This is a genomic window from Hydrotalea flava (assembly GCF_001623405.1).
Lineage (GTDB): Bacteria > Bacteroidota > Bacteroidia > Chitinophagales > Chitinophagaceae > Hydrotalea > Hydrotalea flava.
On record NZ_LUHG01000052.1, the window covers coordinates 1 to 20,356 of the forward strand.

The 20,356-nt window shown below is 36.1% G+C and carries 15 protein-coding genes and 1 tRNA gene; 5 read left to right on the top strand and 11 right to left on the bottom strand.

Going from position 1 to position 20,356, the window contains the following annotated elements; all coding sequences use genetic code 11:
• Positions 1–813 precede the first annotated feature (813 nt).
• Together A0F92_RS06005 and A0F92_RS06010 are read right to left on the bottom strand one after the other, a co-directional pair.
• Entirely contained in the window at positions 814–1,101 is a 288-nt protein-coding gene (locus tag A0F92_RS06005) for a GIY-YIG nuclease family protein (protein WP_068242868.1), read from the bottom strand.
• 115 nt (positions 1,102–1,216) lie between these two features.
• Positions 1,217–1,290, bottom strand: a tRNA-Asp gene (locus A0F92_RS06010).
• A gap of 130 nt (positions 1,291–1,420) precedes the next feature.
• Between A0F92_RS06010 and A0F92_RS06015 the strand changes: the two genes are divergently transcribed.
• The 3 genes from A0F92_RS06015 to cmk all read left to right on the top strand — a co-directional run bounded on the left by A0F92_RS06015 (position 1,421) and on the right by cmk (position 4,109).
• On the top strand, positions 1,421–2,416 hold the full coding sequence (locus A0F92_RS06015; protein WP_068242870.1) for an acetyl-CoA carboxylase carboxyltransferase subunit alpha: 996 nt from the start codon (positions 1,421–1,423) through the stop codon (positions 2,414–2,416).
• A gap of 79 nt (positions 2,417–2,495) precedes the next feature.
• A complete protein-coding gene (gene dapA, locus A0F92_RS06020; protein WP_068242873.1) occupies positions 2,496–3,386 on the top strand; it encodes a 4-hydroxy-tetrahydrodipicolinate synthase in 891 nt (296 codons plus the stop codon).
• 39 nt (positions 3,387–3,425) lie between these two features.
• Complete coding sequence (gene cmk / locus A0F92_RS06025; RefSeq protein ID WP_068242876.1) at positions 3,426–4,109, top strand: (d)CMP kinase; 684 nt, start codon at positions 3,426–3,428, stop codon at positions 4,107–4,109.
• Positions 4,110–4,187: 78 nt separating this feature from the next.
• On the opposite strand, the gene A0F92_RS06030 is transcribed toward cmk, so the two are convergent.
• Genes A0F92_RS06030 through A0F92_RS06040 form a run of 3 tightly spaced genes read right to left on the bottom strand, consistent with a single transcriptional unit; the run spans position 4,188 to position 8,732 of the window.
• On the bottom strand, positions 4,188–5,861 hold the full coding sequence (locus tag A0F92_RS06030) for a sodium:solute symporter family transporter (protein ID WP_068242879.1): 1,674 nt from the start codon (positions 5,859–5,861) through the stop codon (positions 4,188–4,190).
• Between the two features lie 28 nt (positions 5,862–5,889).
• The gene (gene xylA, locus A0F92_RS06035; RefSeq protein WP_068242882.1) at positions 5,890–7,218 is read right to left on the bottom strand and encodes a xylose isomerase; all 1,329 of its coding nucleotides are present in this window, start codon (positions 7,216–7,218) and stop codon (positions 5,890–5,892) included.
• A gap of 11 nt (positions 7,219–7,229) precedes the next feature.
• Positions 7,230–8,732 carry a xylulokinase gene (locus tag A0F92_RS06040; protein WP_068242885.1) on the bottom strand — a complete coding sequence of 501 codons (1,503 nt, stop codon included), beginning with the start codon at positions 8,730–8,732 and terminating at the stop codon, positions 7,230–7,232.
• Between the two features lie 169 nt (positions 8,733–8,901).
• On the opposite strand from A0F92_RS06040, the gene A0F92_RS06045 reads away from it, so the two are divergent.
• Positions 8,902–9,750, top strand: a complete 849-nt coding sequence (locus A0F92_RS06045) for an AraC family transcriptional regulator (protein WP_068242888.1) — start codon at positions 8,902–8,904, stop codon at positions 9,748–9,750.
• Here the strand turns inward: A0F92_RS06045 and A0F92_RS06050 are convergent, their stop codons facing one another.
• The 4 genes from A0F92_RS06050 to A0F92_RS06065 all read right to left on the bottom strand — a co-directional run bounded on the left by A0F92_RS06050 (position 9,751) and on the right by A0F92_RS06065 (position 13,959).
• Positions 9,751–10,614, bottom strand: coding sequence for a universal stress protein (locus A0F92_RS06050; RefSeq protein WP_068242891.1), 864 nt, complete (start codon positions 10,612–10,614; stop codon positions 9,751–9,753).
• A 155-nt stretch (positions 10,615–10,769) separates the two neighbouring features.
• Complete coding sequence (locus tag A0F92_RS06055; RefSeq protein ID WP_068242992.1) at positions 10,770–11,660, bottom strand: OmpA/MotB family protein; 891 nt, start codon at positions 11,658–11,660, stop codon at positions 10,770–10,772.
• Positions 11,661–11,818: 158 nt separating this feature from the next.
• Complete coding sequence (locus A0F92_RS06060; RefSeq protein WP_068242894.1) at positions 11,819–13,210, bottom strand: sensor histidine kinase; 1,392 nt, start codon at positions 13,208–13,210, stop codon at positions 11,819–11,821.
• 50 nt (positions 13,211–13,260) lie between these two features.
• Positions 13,261–13,959 carry a response regulator transcription factor gene (locus A0F92_RS06065; RefSeq protein WP_253810221.1) on the bottom strand — a complete coding sequence of 233 codons (699 nt, stop codon included), beginning with the start codon at positions 13,957–13,959 and terminating at the stop codon, positions 13,261–13,263.
• 182 nt (positions 13,960–14,141) lie between these two features.
• Here A0F92_RS06065 and A0F92_RS06070 point away from each other — a divergent pair, with 182 nt between their 5' ends.
• On the top strand, positions 14,142–15,548 hold the full coding sequence (locus tag A0F92_RS06070; RefSeq protein WP_068242900.1) for a chloride channel protein: 1,407 nt from the start codon (positions 14,142–14,144) through the stop codon (positions 15,546–15,548).
• 214 nt (positions 15,549–15,762) lie between these two features.
• On the opposite strand, the gene A0F92_RS06075 is transcribed toward A0F92_RS06070, so the two are convergent.
• Both A0F92_RS06075 and A0F92_RS06080 read right to left on the bottom strand, forming a co-directional pair.
• Positions 15,763–17,178, bottom strand: coding sequence for a RagB/SusD family nutrient uptake outer membrane protein (locus A0F92_RS06075; RefSeq protein WP_068242903.1), 1,416 nt, complete (start codon positions 17,176–17,178; stop codon positions 15,763–15,765).
• Positions 17,179–17,238: 60 nt separating this feature from the next.
• On the bottom strand, positions 17,239–20,274 hold the full coding sequence (locus A0F92_RS06080) for a SusC/RagA family TonB-linked outer membrane protein (RefSeq protein ID WP_167516848.1): 3,036 nt from the start codon (positions 20,272–20,274) through the stop codon (positions 17,239–17,241).
• Positions 20,275–20,356: the final 82 nt, after the last annotated feature.

A 20,356-nucleotide genomic window follows, 5' to 3' on the forward strand; every position in this document is an offset into this window, starting at 1 on the left:
TTTGAAAACCCAACAAAAGGTAAAACGCAATATCAAATTTGTAAACCCTAATACGGACAATAAAAAATGTGTAAACCTAATGTAGGACAAACAGCAAAAAAATGTAAACTTTTTTCAGGACGAGGCAGAGATGTGTCCAAGAATCAGGAAGACAAAGCAACTGGCGATAGCCTGATGAAAACAACTGGATTGGCCGAAAAAACCTTAATTACATGAAAAAAAAATTAGTTTATTAAGGTAACAAAACCCATGATTGATGAGGATTGGATAAGACATGGAAAATTGAAAAGAATTAAAATCAGTACTAGAATTTATTTTCCGGGTACCGAAATAAATTTGTTAATGCAGGCGTAAAAAACATTCGGGACAGCAGAAAATAGCTACATTTTTATAAATATTTAAAATCATTGTTGTCCGACAAAAATTAGTATTAAAACTGCTGTAACCGTTTGCTGTTATAGGTTACAGGTTAAAAAATCAGTGTTTCAATTTGGGGTGTAGTACCCCTTCTTTTCAAATCGGTTGAAATATGGTTCTGTAAAGGGTTTGAGCCATTATTTTACAAATTTAATCGGACAATAATGATTTAAAATAACTAAAAATTTAACTAAGCAGCTTAGCAAATGTACCTTTGCTAAGATAAATTATCAAGCTATATAAAGTGACATAAAGACAAGTAAAGTTGTTCTATTAAACAGTTTTTATAGACCCAAAATAAAGAAACCCGCTACTGTAACGGATTTCAACTTCAAACTTGCGGACCGGACGGGACTCGAACCCGTCTCGCCTCAGGCGAGATGACAGGGCGGCATTCTAACCAACTGAACCATCCATCCTAATATTTTGCATCCATATATTAACCGGCTGTGCAATTAACCATTGTAAATATTTTTTATTGCATCGTTTAAGTTTACGCTCTTGTATTAACGCATCTCGTTTGGTTTCAAATGCCTGTACGAATATCAAACGCCAAGGCATTTTTTTGCTTGTAAAAGCGCTTTCTCCTCTGTTATGTTGTTCAAGTCGGTTAAGATAATTTTCTGTAACCCCCTTGTACCAATCTCCATCTACTAAACTTTCAATGATATACACATAATACATACAAAGCAGTTTTGAACTTTTTTGAAATGCAGCAATGAAGTAAAATTTTGCTTGAAATCTCTCCTTCCTAAAACAAAAATGCCTCGTAAATAATACATTTACAAGGCATTTATTGCGGACCGGACGGGACTCGAACCCGCGACCTCCGCCGTGACAGGGCGGCATTCTAACCAACTGAACTACCGATCCTTTTCCCATTTTCAGGTATTTACTCCTGTTTTCGGGACGGCAAAGATAAGGGGATTGATATTTTCAAAACAAATCTTTTCTAAAAAAAATTACAAACCCTAATTTTACCGCATCAATCATACTTTTAACTATGCCACAATACCCCAACAGACAATTCCTCGACTTCGAACAACCTATTAAAACCTTGTACGAAGAAATAGAAAAATTAAAACAAACTGCTGAAAAAAGCAAAATAGATATGAGTGACAGCATTCAGAAATTAGAGAATGCTATCATTGAAAAAAGAAGAGAAATTACCGCTTCGCTTACACCATGGCAAAGGGTACAGTTGAGCCGCCACCCCGACAGGCCCTATACGCATAAGTACATTGAAAAAATGTTAACCAATTATGTAGAACTGCATGGCGATAGGAATTTTCGCGATGACAAAGCCATGATTGGTGGTTTTGCACAATTAGATGGAGAAACTGTAATGGTTGTTGGTCAACAAAAAGGTATTAATACTAAAATGCGCCAACAACGTAACTTCGGTATGGCCAATCCGGAAGGTTACCGAAAAGCTCTGCGCTTAATGAAGTTGGCCGAAAAATTCAATAAACCTGTGATTACTTTTATTGATACACCCGGCGCCTATCCGGGATTAGAAGCAGAAGAACGTGGACAAGGTGAGGCTATTGCCCGTAACATTTATGAAATGATTCGTTTAAAAGTACCCGTTATCTGTGTCATCATTGGCGAAGGTGCCAGTGGCGGTGCACTCGGCATAGGTGTGGGCGATAAAATACTCATGATGGAAAATACCTGGTACACCGTTATATCGCCTGAAAGCTGTAGTTCTATTTTGTGGCGTAGCTGGGATAAAAAAGAAGTGGCGGCAGAGCAATTGCGCCTTACTTCAGTTGATATGAAAGGATTTGGACTGGTTGATGAAATTGTACCTGAACCAATAGGTGGTGCACATTGGGATTATAATCAGGCAGCTGCTCTTTTAAAAACATCTATCAGCAATGCATTAGCGTTAGTGAAAAATATAGACCCGGAAATACGCATTCAACAAAGAATTGAAAAATTTGGCAAAATGGGCTTTTGGGATGAATTGCCTGTTGAGCCGGCTGAAGCACAATAAGCATCGTCCCTTGCGTCGCACACTTGTACTACAGTACATCATGCAACAAAACAACAATTAACCATCATTATTCTATACAATGAACTCTCTACATCAAATATTGAAAGGTACCGGTGTTGCTATTATTACCCCTTTCACTGCACAAAAAGCTGTAGATTATCCTGCACTTGGCCGGGTAATTGAACATATTATTTCCGGTGGTGCCGAATATATTGTAACATTAGGCACAACAGGAGAAACTCCTACCTTAACCAAAGACGAAAAAATTGAAATTGTACACTTTACTTTTGAAAAAGTAAACAACCGGGTTCCTGTAGTGGTAGGTATTGGCGGAAATAATACCCAATCTGTAATAGATGATGTACAATCCTATCCACTTGAAAAAGCCGCTGCTATTTTGAGTGCTGCACCCTATTACAACAAACCATCCCAGCAGGGTATTTATGAGCATTATAAAGCCATTGCCCAATCTGCACCCAAACCGGTTATTTTATACAATGTACCCGGCCGTACCGGCAGAAATATAACGGCAGCTACTACACTGCGACTGGCACACGAAGTACCCAATATTGCAGGCATGAAAGAAGCGAGTGGCGATTTTCAACAATGTATGGATATTTTACGCGACAGACCATCTGATTTTTTAGTAGTAAGCGGCGATGATGCTATAAGCTTACCACTGATTGCATTGGGGATGGACGGTGTTATCAGCGTAGCAGCCAACGCCTTCCCAAAAGAATTTTCTACTATGATACGGTATTGCCTTGACGGCAATTTTAATTTGGCCAAACCCTTACACTTCAAACTTTTACAGGCATTCGATTATATGTTTGTTGAAAATAATCCGGCAGGTGTAAAAGCATTTATGCATCATTTAACCCTGATTGAAAATTCCGTTCGTTTACCGGTGGTGCCTGTAAGCACAGAATTAGACCAGAAAATACAAAAATGGCTGCAACAATTTCAGTAGCAAACCGTTTTCTATTGTTTGCGCATTCTAAAGCATTGTATGAAGAAAATAATCATAGCAATAGATGGTTACTCATCCTGCGGTAAGAGCACATTAGCCAAAGCATTGGCTAAAAAATTACATTATGTTTTTATTGACAGTGGCGCTATGTACAGAGCTATTACTTTGTATTTCATTCAACATAAAATTAAAACCCATCATGAAAACGAAGTTGCTGAAGCTTTAAAACATATTCATTTGGCATTTGAGTTTCATCCGGAAACAGAACAAAATAACATGTTACTGAATGGGATCAATGTAGAAGCCGAAATAAGAGATATGGCAGTAAGTGCAAAAGTAAGTGAAGTGGCCGCTATACCCGCCGTTAGAAAATTTGCAGTTGCACAACAGCAGCAAATGGGCCGTTTAAAAGGCATTGTTATGGATGGCAGAGACATTGGTACCACTGTATTTCCACAAGCAGAATTAAAAATATTTGTAACTGCCGATCCTGCCATAAGGGTTGAACGCCGTTTTAAAGAATTGTTTGCACAGAACAAAAATATAACGATTGAAGATGTAAAAGCCAATTTAGAAATGCGGGATTATATAGACACCAACAGAACGGAAAGCCCACTACGTAAGGCAAATGATGCTAAGGAATTAAATAACAGCAACTTAACCAAAGAAGAACAGTTAAACATTGTGTATAAATGGGCAATGGAAACGATTCACCAAAAATAACTTTCAATATCCCTTATATTGAAAGTGGCCTGTATTAAAAAACAGGCCATTTTATTCAAAAAACTTGTATACTTATTGCTACCAGAAAACGGTATACAATGCCGCTATAATGCCACAAACAATCAATACCCCTACCGTAAAAGCGGGGCTTAGTTTAAACATGGGACGATCAATTTCTAAACCTTTGGTAGTTACGCCTCGCCTGTTTTCAATCGTACTGATAACATACATTCCAAAAATGCAAATCACAAATACAAAACCCATTCTGTCTAAAAATGGAATTTCAAAAACACCTGATTCATTAGGTACTGCAAACCCATAAGGTGACAAGAAAGACAGATTTATGAGCATTGGCAAAAATTTAAAAACAATTGACATAGCAAAGCCGCCAATGGTAGCAAATAAAGCTGCATTTGAAGTGGTTTTCTTCCAGAAAAAACCCAGTATAAACATGGCAAAAATACCCGGTGATACAAAGCCGGTATACTCCTGAATATACTGAAAGCCTCCTTTTTTATCGATGCCCATTAATGGTGCAATGATGATAGCCAGTATCATTGCCACTACTACTACAATTTTTCCTACAACAACTATTTTTTGTTCAGTAGCAGCCGGATTAATTTTTTTCTTATAAATATCCAATGTAAAAATGGTAGAAATACTATTGGCTTTACCGGCTAATGAAGCTACTACTGCAGCGGTAAGTGCGGCAAAAGCAAGCCCTTTTAATCCTGCCGGTAATAAATTCAATAAAACAGGATAAGCTTTATCGGTATTTACTTCGCCATTCTGTAACATAGCATGTTGAAAATCGCCCTGTTGGTATAAAACAAATGCGGCAATACCTGGTAATACCACAATTACAGGCATCAACAACTTTAAAAAAGCAGCAAACAATAATCCGCCACGTGCAGTTTTTAAATCGGCTCCTAATGCACGTTGGGTAATATATTGATTACAACCCCAGTAATTTAAATTTACGATCCACATACCGCCAATTAAAACTGTTAATCCGGGCAAATCAATATAATTTGGATTATCTCTTTTCAAAATCATATGGAAATGATCATTGGCATGTGTCATCATTAAATGAAACCCTTTTAGCAAACCTGTTGCACCAAATTTATCGGCCACCAAATTTAAAGCAAGGTAGGTAGTCACCAATCCACCTAATATTAAAAAGAAAACCTGAATAACATCCGTATATCCAATTACTTTCATACCACCCAGCGTAATAAAGATGGCAAACACGGACAATAAATACATACAAAAAGTAGTGTTAATACCCGATATGCTGTTAATAGCCAAAGCACCTAAATATAAAATGGATGTAAGATTCACCACTACATACAACAACAACCAAAAGACCGCCATAATCATTGCTACGGTTCCATTGTAACGCTGGCTAAGGAACTGAGGCATGGTGTAAATCTTGTTTTTCAAATAAACAGGTATGAAGAAAATGGCCACAATCATTAAAGTAGCTGCAGCCATCCACTCATAAGTAGAAATTGCAAGGCCCATTTTAAACCCATTACCACTCATGCCAATGAACTGTTCGGCTGAAATATTTGAAGCAATTAATGATGCACCGATGGCCCACCAGGTTAAAGAACCTTCTGCCAAAAAATAATCGTGTGAGGCAGTGGTAGTTGCTTTCTTTTTTCGTTTATACACCCAATATCCATATACCGAAACAATAATAAAATAACATAAAAAAACTAAGTAATCGAATAAATGAAGGCCTTGCATACTTGGGATTTAATGATGAAAAAACAAATTAAATATAACGATTAATAATGTTTTCAAGATATTCCTGCTGACCACTGATGATGGCAGGTGTGCCCTGCTCAACCGCATAGTTACGTAAATCCTCCAACGCTAATTTCCCCTCTTCAAAGGCTTTACCTTTACCTGTATCAAAACTGGCATACCGTTGGGTACGTACCTTTTTATAATCAGATTGGGTTAAAATTTTATCGGCAATTTCCAGTGCCCGGGCAAATGTATCCATGGCGCCAATGTGGGCATAAAATAAATCAAGATTATCGGTTGAATTTCTTCTGCGTTTAGCATCGAAATTAATACCACCGCCTTTAAATCCACCTGCTTCCAAAATAACCAGCATAGCTTCTGTTATTTCATTGATGTTATTGGGAAACTGATCGGTATCCCATCCATTTTGATAATCACCACGATTGGCATCCATACTGCCCAATACATCTGCATCAGCCGCTACTTGTAACTCATGTTGAAAAGTATGTCCGGCCAGTGTAGCGTGATTTACTTCAATATTCAATTTAAAATCATTCAATAAATCATATTCACGTAAAAAGCCAATCACTGTTTCACTATCATAATCATATTGATGTTTGGTAGGCTCACAAGGTTTGGGTTCAATAAAGAAAGTGCCGGTAAAGCCATTTCTTCTGGCATAATCTTTTGCAGTATGTAAGAAGCGGGCCATGTGTTCTTTTTCACGCTTCATGTTTGTGTTCAACAAGCTCATATAGCCTTCTCTTCCACCCCAAAATACATAATTGGCTCCACCCAAAGCAATGGTAGCATCTAATGCAGCTTTTACCTGTGCGGCAGCATGTGTTAACACTAAAAAATCAGGATTAGTAGCTGCTCCATTCATGTATTTGCGATGGCTGAATAAATTAGCAGTACCCCACAATAATTGCACACCACTATCTGTCTGTTTTTGCTTTGCATATTCAACCATTGTTAACAAGCGCTTTTCGTTTTCAATCAAATCATTGGTAAAGTCTACCACATCTACATCATGAAAACAATAAAATGGCATATTCATTTTGGTGATAAATTCAAAAGCAGCATCCATTTTATCTTTGGCACGTTCTATAGGATCTGCCTTCACATTCCAGGGATACAAATGTGTTGGCTCACCAAACGGATCAGCGCCATTACCAACAAACGAATGCCAATAAGCACAAGCAAAACGTAACCATTCTTTCATGGGTTTGCCCGCAACTACTTTTTCAGCATTATACCATCTAAAAGCAAGTGGATTGTCTGTTTCCGGCCCTTCATATTTTATTGCGCCGGTTTCTTTAAAAAACAATTGGTTTCCTGTTACTACATTCATATTATTACAATTTAAAGTGATTGAATAGAATTGCTTAATTTTTCATTTAATAATGCTTCCCACCGGTTATAAATCTGGCTATATTGTTCCATTTTATTTTTATCGGGCATCATAACGGCAACGGGTTGCTGATGCTGCATTGCTTCCTGAATAGAGTTGTAGGCACCTGCTCCAATTGCTGCGCCCATGGCTGCGCCAATACTTCCATCGTTGTTATACAAATGCAATGGCACACCGGTATTTTGAACAAAAATATCGGCAAACACCTCACTCAAAAACATATTGGCTTTTCCGGCACGGATAACCTTGGGTACCAGTTTATTTTCACGCATTATGTTTAGGCCATATCTAAAAGCAAATGCAATACCTTCCTGCGCTGCTCTATATAAATGTGCTGAAGAGTGTATATTCAAATCAATGTTTGCAATATGCGCCTGTAGGGTTTTATTTTGCAATATCCGTTCGGCACCATTACCAAATGGTAACATCAAAAGTCCATCACTCCCAAACGAAACTTGTGCAGCCAATTGGTTCATTTCTGCATAAGATATAGACGCACCGGTAATTTTTCGCAACCAACTATTTAAGATGCCTGTACCATTAATACAAAGCAATACGCCAATACGTTGTGCATTATTGGTATAATTTACATGCGCAAAACTATTGATGCGGGATTGCTGATCGAAAACAAGCTGGTCGGTAACCCCATAAATAACACCCGATGTTCCTGCTGTCGCAGCAAATTCGCCGGGTTCAGATACGTTGAGCGAAAGTGCATTGTTGGGCTGATCACCGGCTTTGTAGGTAACCGGTATGCCGGGTTGCAATTGAAGTTGTGCGGCTACATCGGGCAACAATGTACCATGTTCTCCAAAAACAGGCTGAACAGTGGGAATATAATCTGCACTAAAACCAAAATAATGCATAACAGCAGCAGATAGCTGACGCTGTTGAAAATCCCAAAAAACCCCCTCCGACAAAGCCGATACCGTTGTTGTGGTTTGTCCGGTAAATTGTAATGCAATATAATCACCGGGTAAAAGTATCTGATAAATTTGATTGTAGAGGTGTGGTTCATGCTGTTGAACCCAGGCTAATTTAGAAGCAGTAAAATTGCCCGGTGAATTGAGTAAATGCGTTAAACAATAATTTTCACCCATTGCTTGAAATGCTGTATCGCCAATAGTTACGGCTCGACTATCGCACCAGATAATACTATTTCGGATTACCTCATGCTTTCGATTAATCATCACCAATCCATGCATTTGATAGGCAATTCCAATGGCTTTAATTTCTTTTGGAACATACTTTTGGGTAGTATGGGCTTTTAAAATAGCCTGTTGAACATCCTCCCACCATTGGGTGGGTGCCTGTTCAGCCCATCCATTTTCAGGAGAAATTATAGCACGTTCTTTTTCGGGATATTGCACTGTTACAACAACGCGTGCTGTTGCAATTTCAACTACTGAAACTTTAATGGAGGAAGTTCCTACATCTATTCCTAATACATACATAATAAAACATTTTCAATATGGCAATCAAATTTTGCTGTTCAGCACAGTTCAAAAGTAGGTGGTGCACAGAGATTGAAACAACTGCTATTTTTTAAAAAAAATATGCTATCTTATCATTTTTACCTAATTTTCAGAATATTTTCTGATAAAATAGAGGTTATTTTAGATTATGCAACCACTCATTCAAAAAATTCATATTGCACAAGACAGCTCATTTGCGTGCCGAACCTATAGAACACCAAACTTTGAAACCAATTGGCACCAGCATGAAGAATATGAATTAATTTTAATTACCGAAGGTCAGGGAACGGCCTTAATTGGAGATTACGTTGGTAATTATACGGTAGGAGATATCTTTTTTTTAGCCGGAAATTTACCACACTGGTTTAGAAAAGCACATCATAAAATGATAGGCAGTGCCATTGTTGTGCATTTTACCAAACATTTTTTAGGAGAGTCATTTTTAATGTTACCCGAATTAAAAAGCGTTTATCATTTACTAACAGGAAATAATAATGGATTGCAACTTCAAAAAACTTTGCAAAATAAAATTGCAAAAGAAATAAGTGCCTTAGAAAAATTAAACGGATTAAACAGTATTACACAATTATTGCATTGTTTGCATGCTATTAGCACATCGAACGAATATCAGGTTATCACTGCCAACTTTTCGCTAACTCCCTCTTCCAAAGAAAACTCAGTGATTGAAAAAGTATTTGAATACTCATTAAAAAATTACCTGAAACATATTACTTTGGAGGAAGTTGCAGCCATTGCAGAAATGAGCATTCCAACATTTTGCCGCTTTTTTAAAAAAAATATTAAAAAAAGTTATTTTGATTTTTTACAGGAGCTGCGTATTGGACATGCCTGTAAACTTTTACAAACAGGTAATCATAATATTTTAGATGTTTGTTATAACAGTGGGTATAATAGTTGGGCACATTTTAGCAAACAATTTAAACAGGTAAAACAGGTAACCCCATCTCAATATAGAAAACAGTTTAAGCTGGGCTAATTAAATGGCAGGTTGTAGCATTAACACCTGCAAAGGAGATAACGGACTCAAAAAATCGGCCAATGAACGTTTAATAATACTTTTTTTACCTGGTGTTCCTTTTTCAGGGTTAATAAGAATCATGTCAGCATTTACCTGATGTGCATATTTAATTAATATTTCAGGCGAATTTACGCCAGAAAGCATTTTATAGTGGGGATTGAACCCTTCGTCTTTTAATTTTTTATACGTTAAATAAAACACATCTGCTATTATTTTTGACTGGGCTTCATTATCATTTAAAATGGTGATAATATAAATCTGAGCATTGTATTTCTTTGCAAAAGCAGAAGCCAATTCTATTTTTTTATCGGGCAAAAACGAATATACCGGTATTAAAATAGATTTAATGGAATGATTCATGGTTCCCGCATTCACACTTAACACCGGACAGCCTGCATGTTGTATAATATAATTGATATTGATGCCTGTTTGGTAAAAAATATTTTTTAATGTTTGACGGATAGACAATACCAGATCAATAGATGCGAGATTGATGTATTGCACCAATGCATGATTAACAGAGGCATCTACAACAATCTGAGTATATATGATTGCATCCGGAAATGCCTGAAATACCTTGGTCTGTATTTCATTCAACAACATTTCTGCTTCAATTTTTTTTTGCCTGATACGGCTATTTTTTAAAGCTCGTTGTTGTTGCGGTTTAAGACCAATAAATTTTCTCCAGCTAAAATATTTAATTACACAAACAAAATGCAGTTCAGTGCAGGGATGTTCATACAAATCTTTTAACTTATGAATTGCAATTTCTGCATCAATATTATTATGAATGAGAATTAATATTTTTTGGAAGGGCAGCATTTACATAATTTAAACAAAACAAACATACGTTACCGAAATTAACAGGCTATTAGTGTGAAATTAGAAGTATATTAAACATAAAATGAGAAAGCCGCGCTTAGAAAAGTGCGGCTTTTAATTAACCCTGCTTGAGTATATGAGAAAACCTTAAATATTTATTGGTTATTTTTTTCGAGTAATTTGAAGAACTGATCTAATTGTGGTAAAATAATGATTCTTGTTCTTCTATTTAGAGCTCTGCCTTCTTTGGTATCATTAGATGCAACGGGTACATACTCACCTCTACCGGCAGCAGTAATTCGTTTAGGATCTATTTGATAGTTATGTTGTAAAATTCTTGTAACAGCAGTAGCACGTTTAACACTTAAATCCCAGTTGTCTAATAATAATCCATTTCTATAAGGTTTAGAATCGGTATTACCTTCTACCATAAAATCAATATTAGGATGTGCATTCAAAACCTTAGCTACTTTACCCAATACTTCTTTTGCCCTGTTGGTAACATTGTAGCTACCACTGTTGAACAATAATTTATCAGAAATATCAATGTACACTACATCTTTTTCAACTTTAATGTTAATATCAGTATCATTAATATCACTTAAAGCACTTTTCAAATTCATTACCAATGCCATGTTTAAAGAATCTTTCCGGGCTAAAGATGCTTGCAGGTTGTTGATGTACAAATCTTTTGCATTTAAATTGGCCAATGATTGTTTGATACTCTCTGCCTGAGATCCGGAAACAACAGAAAGATCTTTTAACTGATCGAGTACTCTGGTACTGTTTTGTTTCAGATAACCAATCTGGTTATTCAAATCATCAATTCTGGCTTGTAAAGCTGCTTTTTGTTTGGCAAAATCGCTTGCCTGATCATTTAGATTTTTCATATTACCCTGACATTCCCTTAATTCATTTTGCTTGGCAACATAAGCAGAATCTAATTGATTGTATTTAGCCTCGGCAGTACGTAATTTTTTGGGGCTAACACAGGCTCCAAATAAAATAATAGAGGAAGCAATGAGTAAAAGACTGGGGAGTTTCATTGTGGTGTATTTAATTTTTTCATGCAACTTTTCAAAACATAATACAACAAAATGTAGTTTTAATTTGCTTTGAAAAAGTTGTTTTTTTACAACAGGATGCAAGATAAAATGGTACAATTAACCGGTAATTAGTATTGCATTAGAAAGCAATTAGAAATTTAAATAAGATGGAATGACCTACCAATGGGTAGAATAATTGTAAATTCTGAGCCTTTCCCTTTTTCACTTTTGATGGTGATATTACCCTTGTGCATTTTTATAATTCTGAGTGCCAATGGAAGGCCTAAACCAAAACCTTGTTTATTATCTGCTTCTTCGCCCCGATAAAAAGGCTGAAAAATAAGATCAATATCACTTTGAAGAATGCCCGGTCCGGTATCACTGACCATAATATTCAACTCATTTTCAAAAAACACCAGCGAAACATTTGCAGTATGATTATGTGAATACTTACAGGCATTCATAACAATATTTCTGATGGCACTGTATAATAAATCTACATTTCCAAATACTAATAGTTTGTCTTCATTTTCCGGAAATGTTTCAAAATGTAGCTCTACAAAATATTTGGCATCTGTTTTACGTAATTCAACCGGCAAACGCATTAATAATTCATCAATCCTAACTAACGATAGTTCTATACCATCTGATGTACCACTTGCTTTTGCAATTTCCAATAAGCTACGGGTTAACTGGTTCAGGTTTTTCACATCATCGTACACAGAATAAATGACCGACTTATATTCTTCTGCGGAACGTTCATTTTGAAGTGTAATTTCTAATTGACTGGAAATAGCTGTTAAAGGGGTTGATAATTCATGAGAAGCATTGGCAATAAACCTACGTTGAATTTCAAATGATTCCTGAAGGCGGTTTAACAACTCATTAAATGTTGAAGACAATTGGTACAATTCATCTTTGGGTTCTTTTATTTCAATTCTGCGAGATAAATTTTGAGAGGAAATTTCTTTTACTTCTCTTGTAATTTTCTGAATGGGGTGTACTATTCTTTCAGAAAAGAATAGCCCCGAAAGAAATGTGATGAGAATACCTAAAATAAAGCTGAATAATAAAATCCATTTTAATTCATCTAATTTTTGTAAACCATCTTTATCAAATGCGGCACCAACTACAATATAATTGTGTGCATTATCCAAATAGTTTACAGCCACTACATCTCTTCCTTCGTAATTAAAAAAGTAGATTCCTTTTGTTTTTGCCCTGTTTAAAACAGCACTATTAACAGGTACCGGTGCTACATTTTCGTCCGCATAACTATATACAATTTTACCGGAGGCATCAAACACCTGAAAGCTTTTCTGGTCTAAAGATATCTGCGTTATTTCATCAATACGCCGCAACAAATTTGGATTAATACCAGTAACTTTTAATAATAAGCTTACTGTTGTAATAGCTCTGTTCTTTATGCGTTCCCGAAATGAAAATGCCCTGTTTAAATTGGAAAAATAAAAGATAGACAGGCATAATAAAAGCAGAATACCAGACACCACCAGTGTAAACAAAAATGTAATTCTATACTTAATCTTCATATTGCTGCTTTAATCATTTTCTAAAAAGCATAAAGACAGGCTATTTATGTTTACCGATTATGTTCTTCCTTTAACACATACCCCATGCCTACCTGTGTATAAATTAATTTTGTTGGAAATTGTTTGTCGATTTTATTACGCAAATAGTTTACATACACATCAATTACGTTGGTTTGTGTATCAAAGTCAATATCCCAAACGCTTTCAGCAATATCTGCCCTGGATAAAACACGATTTCGGTTACGCATAAAATATTCCAACAACTGAAATTCTTTGGCAGTAAGAATTATTTTTTTATCGCCTCGTTTTACTTCCTTGCTATCTAAATTCATTTCCAGATCTGCCACACGTAAAATATTGCCCATGGGCATTTGTTGATTGATGGTTCGCTTTAGCAGCGCCCTTATTCTAACCAATAACTCTTTAAACTCAAAAGGTTTAATTACATAATCATCCGCACCGGCATCAAAACCTTCAATCTTATCATCGGTTGTGCTAAGCGCAGTGAGCATGATTACCGGTATGTGCTGATTTTGGGTACGAATAAATTTGCATAAATCATAACCATTCATGCCTGGCAAATTCACATCTAATATAATTACATCATATTCATGTTGCTGGAAGAGTCGTTTGGCAATAGCCCCATCAAAAACAGCTTCTACATAATAGCCATTTTCTGTTAAGCCTTTTTTTAAGGCTTGAGCAATTTTAGTTTCATCTTCCACTAATAAAATTTTTCTTTCATCCATAAGAATATTTTAGAACTATATTTTTCCAATCATTTTCATTATTTTCACCTCAATCCATCAAATGAACAACCTAATTCTAATTGGTTATTAATATCCGGAACGCTTTTTTTTAAGACCTTTGCGATTCGAAAAAATGAATTTAGTGAAATTTAATATCAAAAATAGTTATAGAATCCGAATACATGGCGATAAAAGACAAAATTAGAGCAACCGGTAAGCAGATTTATGACAGATTGCATAATGACAGGCTTAGAAAAAATATTTTAAGTGCTATACCTTATTGGGTTGCCTCTTTATTGGTGGGATTGATTGCAGTGTACTATGGCAGGGCATTTTCGTGGGCCGAGAATATGGGAATGCAATTATTTACAACACACCGTTATTTATTATTTATTATTCCCCCCATTGCATTTGTAGTAGCCTGGTGGTTGGTGAAACAATTTGCACCATTTGCCAGGGGAAGCGGTAATCCGCAGGTAATTGCTGCCATTGAACTGGCTAAACCTCATAATGAAGAAAAACTGACGAAGCTATTGGGTTTAAGAATTATTTTTATTAAAATATTATCCAGTTTGGTTTTTATTTTTGGTGGGGGTGTTATTGGAAGAGAAGGCCCTATTATACACATAGGCAGTTCTGTATTTAGAAAAGTGAATGAATGGTTACCCGACTGGTGGCCCAAAGTTTCTAAACGTTATATGATTATGACAGGTGCTGCCGCCGGTCTTGCAGCCGCCTTTAATACCCCTTTGGGTGGTATTGTGTTTGCCATGGAAGAACTCACCAAAACGCATATCAGTAATTTTAGAACCTCCATCTTCTCTGCTTTAATTATTGCCGGATTAACTACACAGGCATTGGCAGGTCCCTTTCTGTATCTGGGCTATCCGAATGTTACCCATCTATCTAATTTTGTATTTATTCCTGTAATTATTGTAGCCATTATATCGGGTGTAGGAGGTTCAGCTTTAGGATATTATGTTTTAAAAATATTAAAGTGGAAAGAAAGTTTTAAACACACATATCAAACCATACTATACATTGTAATTGGCGCTTTTATTTTAGCATTCATAGCCTATTTTATTGATATAAGGGTACTAAATTCAGGAAAAGATTTAATGACCAACACCTTGTTTAGTAGTGATAAACACTTACCCTGGTATTTGCCCATTTTACGTACGGTAGGTGTTATTATTTGTAATCCTATGGGCGGTGCTGCGGGTATTATGGTAAACTCACTCAGTGCGGGGTCAACAGTAGGTGCTGTTGTGGGCGGTTGGCTTCATCTTTCTGCCACAGATACTAATGTGCTTATTTTGGCCGGCATGGCTGCTTTTTTAACCGGCATCAGCAGAACACCCTTTACCTGTGCTATTTTAGTATTAGAAATGACGGATCGGCATACACTTATTTTTCACTTATTGCTCGCAGCAATGGTAGCCAATATGGCTGCACTGATTATTGACAGACATTCATTTTACGACAGGGTAAAAGATAAATTTATTGATGAATTAAACAAAGAAGAAGCAAAAGGAATAGAGCAAAAAAATAAAATGGTGGAAACAACTTTACCGACCACAAATTTATAAAACATATTTTTAGAAGAACCACTAGTTGGGAATAACAATTAAAAATGGGAAATCTTTAATAGATTTTTTTTAGAAACTATATACTACTAAATCATCTGTATAATTTTTTAACCTTTATTTGTACGTTTTATATGTAACAAAGAAGCTGCTCAAGTTTAAACAGCTTCTTTTGTTTATTGTAACTTTATTTAAAGGTTCTTAAATACTATTGCAATTAATAACCAGGGTTTTGCACCATATTAGGATTAGCAGTCATTTCTTGTTGTGGAATGGGAGCTACTCTTCTATTATCAGGATACGGAATATTTAAATTGATATTAGAAGGTCCTGCCGGTATTGCACCCGGGTTACTGGCTCTGGCAATGGGTAATTGTAAACGATTCATATCGTATAATCTGTCGCCTTCAAATGCCAACTCTTTTCTGCGTTCTGTAACAATTGCCTGTAAGAGTAATGGGCCTGTGAGAACATAGGGCGCTGCTAAAGGATCGCGCTGCGCCAGTAATGCATTTAAGTATTTTAATGCATCCGGTTCGTTATTGGGCAATGAAGCTTCTGCAGCAATCAAATACACTTCACTTAAGCGAATTACTTTTAAATTATCACGGTCAGTATTTTGTGCATTTGGAAATTTCAATACCATATAAGCAGGAGAGCCACTTTTTGTATTGTGTGGCATTAATAAACTTCGGCGAACATCTGTTGCTGAATAAAGGTTGTATAACTGACTGGAGCAATAAATATCATTATAACCATTATAGTACATCGCAGCTAAATCATCAAAACCATTATTGTTAATTGCATCACAATCCACTTCAAACATGGTTTCAACAGCATCGGTTCTAGCTGCAGGATTTTGCCAAAATGCACCATAGCTTGAAGCAGTAACCAATGTAAAGGGACTATTATTAATTACATCTACGGCTGCAGTTTTAGCATCAGTATTATCACCCATATACAAATAGGTTCGTGCTAATAATGCCTCAGCAGCGTATTTGCTTATTCTAACAGAAGAACTATAAGCAGGAGCAGCGGCCATAGCCATTTTAAGATCACTTACTATTTGGCTATACACTTCACTCACTTTATTTCTTGCCGGAAATAAATTAGGGTTAAAATGCAGAATAATTGGAACTCCTAATGAGGTGGAATCTACCGTATAAGGTTTACTATAAATATTTACCAATTTGAAATAGAGTAAACCTCTTATTGCATAAGCCTGTGCTTTAATCGCTGCAACATTTGGTCCTGTTACATTGGCATCAATAATATTATTTACGCGTAAAATATCAATATATGCCTGATTCCACATTTCACCTTCCACAACATCACTAGATACCACACTGTAATTATACTGAGGCAAATATCTACCAGCATTTTTTGTTTCAACATACGTATTATCTGCTTGTAAATCACCTATAATTGGAAAATCTCTACCATATAGTGATACAGCTCTCAAACCAGAGTAGGCACCATTTAAAGCATCTGCTAACCCTGATTGAGTATTTAAAGCTTGACTTACAGGAACAGAATCATTGGGTGTTTTATTAATAAAGTTTTTACTGCAGCCCGATAATAGTATTGCAACTGTACAGGCTGTAATGGAAAATCTTTGAATTATGTTTTTCATTATAATAATATTTTAATTTAATTAAATAATTATGCTATTGCATTATTTAATATAAAATTGTTATAAACCAATTTTTATACCACCCGATATTGTTTTGGGTATAAATACATCCAAATTGCCGGTTCCATTAATACCAGTTTCAGGATCAAAAGGAACATTTTTATCAACACCAAAAGTCAACAAATTAGTACCACTTATATAAACCGTTACATTCGTTAAATGTGCCCTTTTGATTAATGATGATGGAAGCATATAATTCAATTGTATATTTCTTAATCGCACATAGTCTCCCTTATATAAATACCTGGTAGATATTCTGTATCCATTTTTATTTCCACCATATATTATTTTTGGTACTCTGGTTATGTCACCCGGTTTTTGCCATGCATTTAACTGGCTGTTCATTTGATTGAAGGCGCCATAATAAGCACCATCACTGTTTAAATAACTCCCCCACTGATCAAATAAATAATTACCGTAATTATAAAACAACTGTGCATCTAATGAGAAGTTTTTATAAGTAAAACTGTTGGTAAGTGAACCATAATATTTTGGCGCAGCAGACATGCCGGTCAGAGCCAATTGTGTAGCTGCATAATTATTGGTTTTTGTTTTACGTGAGGCATCTGCATACCAGTTAGGATCGCCATTTGTAGGGTCTACCCCGGCATATTGTCGCAAGTAAAACTCTTGTAAATCATGGCCAACAGTATAGTAAAATGCACCGGAACTGATTGATTTATTTTGGAATAATGACTCAACAGTATTTTTATTGTGGGCAAAATTGAATGTTACTGTCCAAGAGAAATTCTTTGTAACGATTGGCTTACCACCTACAGTTATTTCTATACCCTGATTTTTTACACTACCAACATTACTTAGCTGACCTCCAGGGAAACCGGAGGTTGGAGATAAAGTTGTGTTGGCCAACAAATCAGATGTAGTTCTACTATAAAAATCAACCGTTCCAAATAATCGATCTTTAAAAATACTAAAATCAACCCCTACATCAAAAGGCTTATTTTTTTCCCAAGTCAGGTTCGGATTTCCAATATTTGAAGGAGCGCTTCCAGGTATACCTGTATAGTTATTTCCATAACCATAAGTAGCTAAAGCCTGATAATTACCGAAGCCTAATGAGTTACCATTAGAGCCATAAGAGGTACGCAATTTTAATAAATTTATCCAGGTAATATTTTTCATGAAGTTTTCTTCATTCACATTCCAGGTAGCACCAATGGAGAAGAAATCACCATAACGATTATTTACCCCAAATACAGATGACCCATCTCTACGGAAACTTCCACTAATTACATAACGATTTTTGTAGTTAAAATCAGCATTTGAGAAAATTGAATTTGTAGCATTCCCACTTGGAAGAGCATAGGCTCTGGTAGGAGTAGCTGCAGATGCAAGATATTGTAAAGCAAGTGTTCCAGGGAAGCCCTGTGCCCTTGCCTGTAAAGTGTAATAGTTATATTGCTGTGCCTCGTAACCTAATTTGGCATCAAAATAAACATCATTTGCTTTGTTCAAATTTTGCCTAAAGTCAGCAAAATTACTCCATGTCCAGTCAAATACTCTGGTATAGGCAGAAAATGCATCACCACCATGTGAATATCCATCACCATAAAATGGGTTTCTATATTGATCTTCCTGAATGGTAAAGTATTCACCAGAGTAACGGCTGGTAATTTTTAAGTTTTTTAATATCTGAAATTCACCTGAAACATATCCTCTTAGGGTGGTTTGTTTAGCTGTATTCTTATTATAGGTTCCCTGAACTAGGGGATTATAGATACCCCCATGAAGAGGAAATTCACCGGCAGCATCATTGTACTTTAATGAACCATCAGCATTACGAGGGCTATACCAGGGTAATAAAAAGAAAGATTCTAAAACCGGATTTGCAAAAGCACCTCCATTGTTAGGAGTTGACTGTTCGCTGGTACTTCCATTTAAACCGGTAGCAAAAGTAATTTTATCTGTTGCATGGTGCGTTACAGAAATACTACCGTTGTACCTTTTAAAATAAGTATTCAACGTGGTACCATCCTGATTAAAATAACCACCACTGGCATAAAACTGTGTTTTATCGTTCCCGCCACTTAAACTTAAATTATATTGTTGCTGAGTAGCATGGGGCTGATTAACTACATTAAACCAATTGGTATTTATAGTTGAATCAACTCCAAAACCATTTACAGGATCATAAATGATGGCATTTGCACCTGTGTTATTAGCTGCATAACCGGCGTTGATTAATGCTTGTTGATAAACAGTTACTTCTTGTGAAGTTGTTAATGGTTTTACACTTGGATTGTAGGCTCGAGTATTATCTCCAATTTCAGTACTAAAATTCAATCTGGTTTGTCCGGCTTTACCTTTTTTGGTAGTTACTAAAATAACACCATTAGCAGCACGTGAACCATAAATAGAAGTAGCCGCAGCATCTTTTAAAACAGTAATACTTTCAATATCATCTGGATTAAGTGAACTCAAAACATTAGCTGTTGTAGTATTTACCGTAAAATCGCCTGTTGATGCAATAACACCATCAATTACCCAAAGTGGTGATGCACTGGCATTGATAGAACCAATACCACGAATGCGGATATCAGTGGCGGAACCCGGTGCACCGGATGATGAGGTAGACTGTAAACCGGCAACATTACCTTGTAATGCTTTATCGACAGATGTAAACGGTTTATCAGCAACAACATCTCCTTTTAAAGTTGCTACTGAACCAGTTACATTTGTTTTTTTAGTAGTACCATAAGCTACTACTACCACTTCTGACAAATCAGATGAGCCGGACTGCATTTGTACCATCATATTTTCACGAATGGGTAATTGCAATGGGGCAAAATTAATAGCCGAAAAAGAAAGTGTTTTGGCAGACCCGGGTACTTTAATACTAAAGGTGCCATCGGCATTTGAACTGGTACCTAACTGGGTACCTTTCACTAAAATTGATACGCCTGGTAACGGAGCACCCTTTTCGTCTACAATTTTACCTTTAATCGTTCTGGTTTGCGCCCATAGTGAACCGGAAGCCACAATGAGGCACAGGAAAAACGTCAGAAATTTTCTCATGGTTTTTGATGTTTGGTTTAAAAATGTTGCATTTGGGTAAATCATTCAAAACAATGAATGCTTGGCTATTATAAAATCTGCA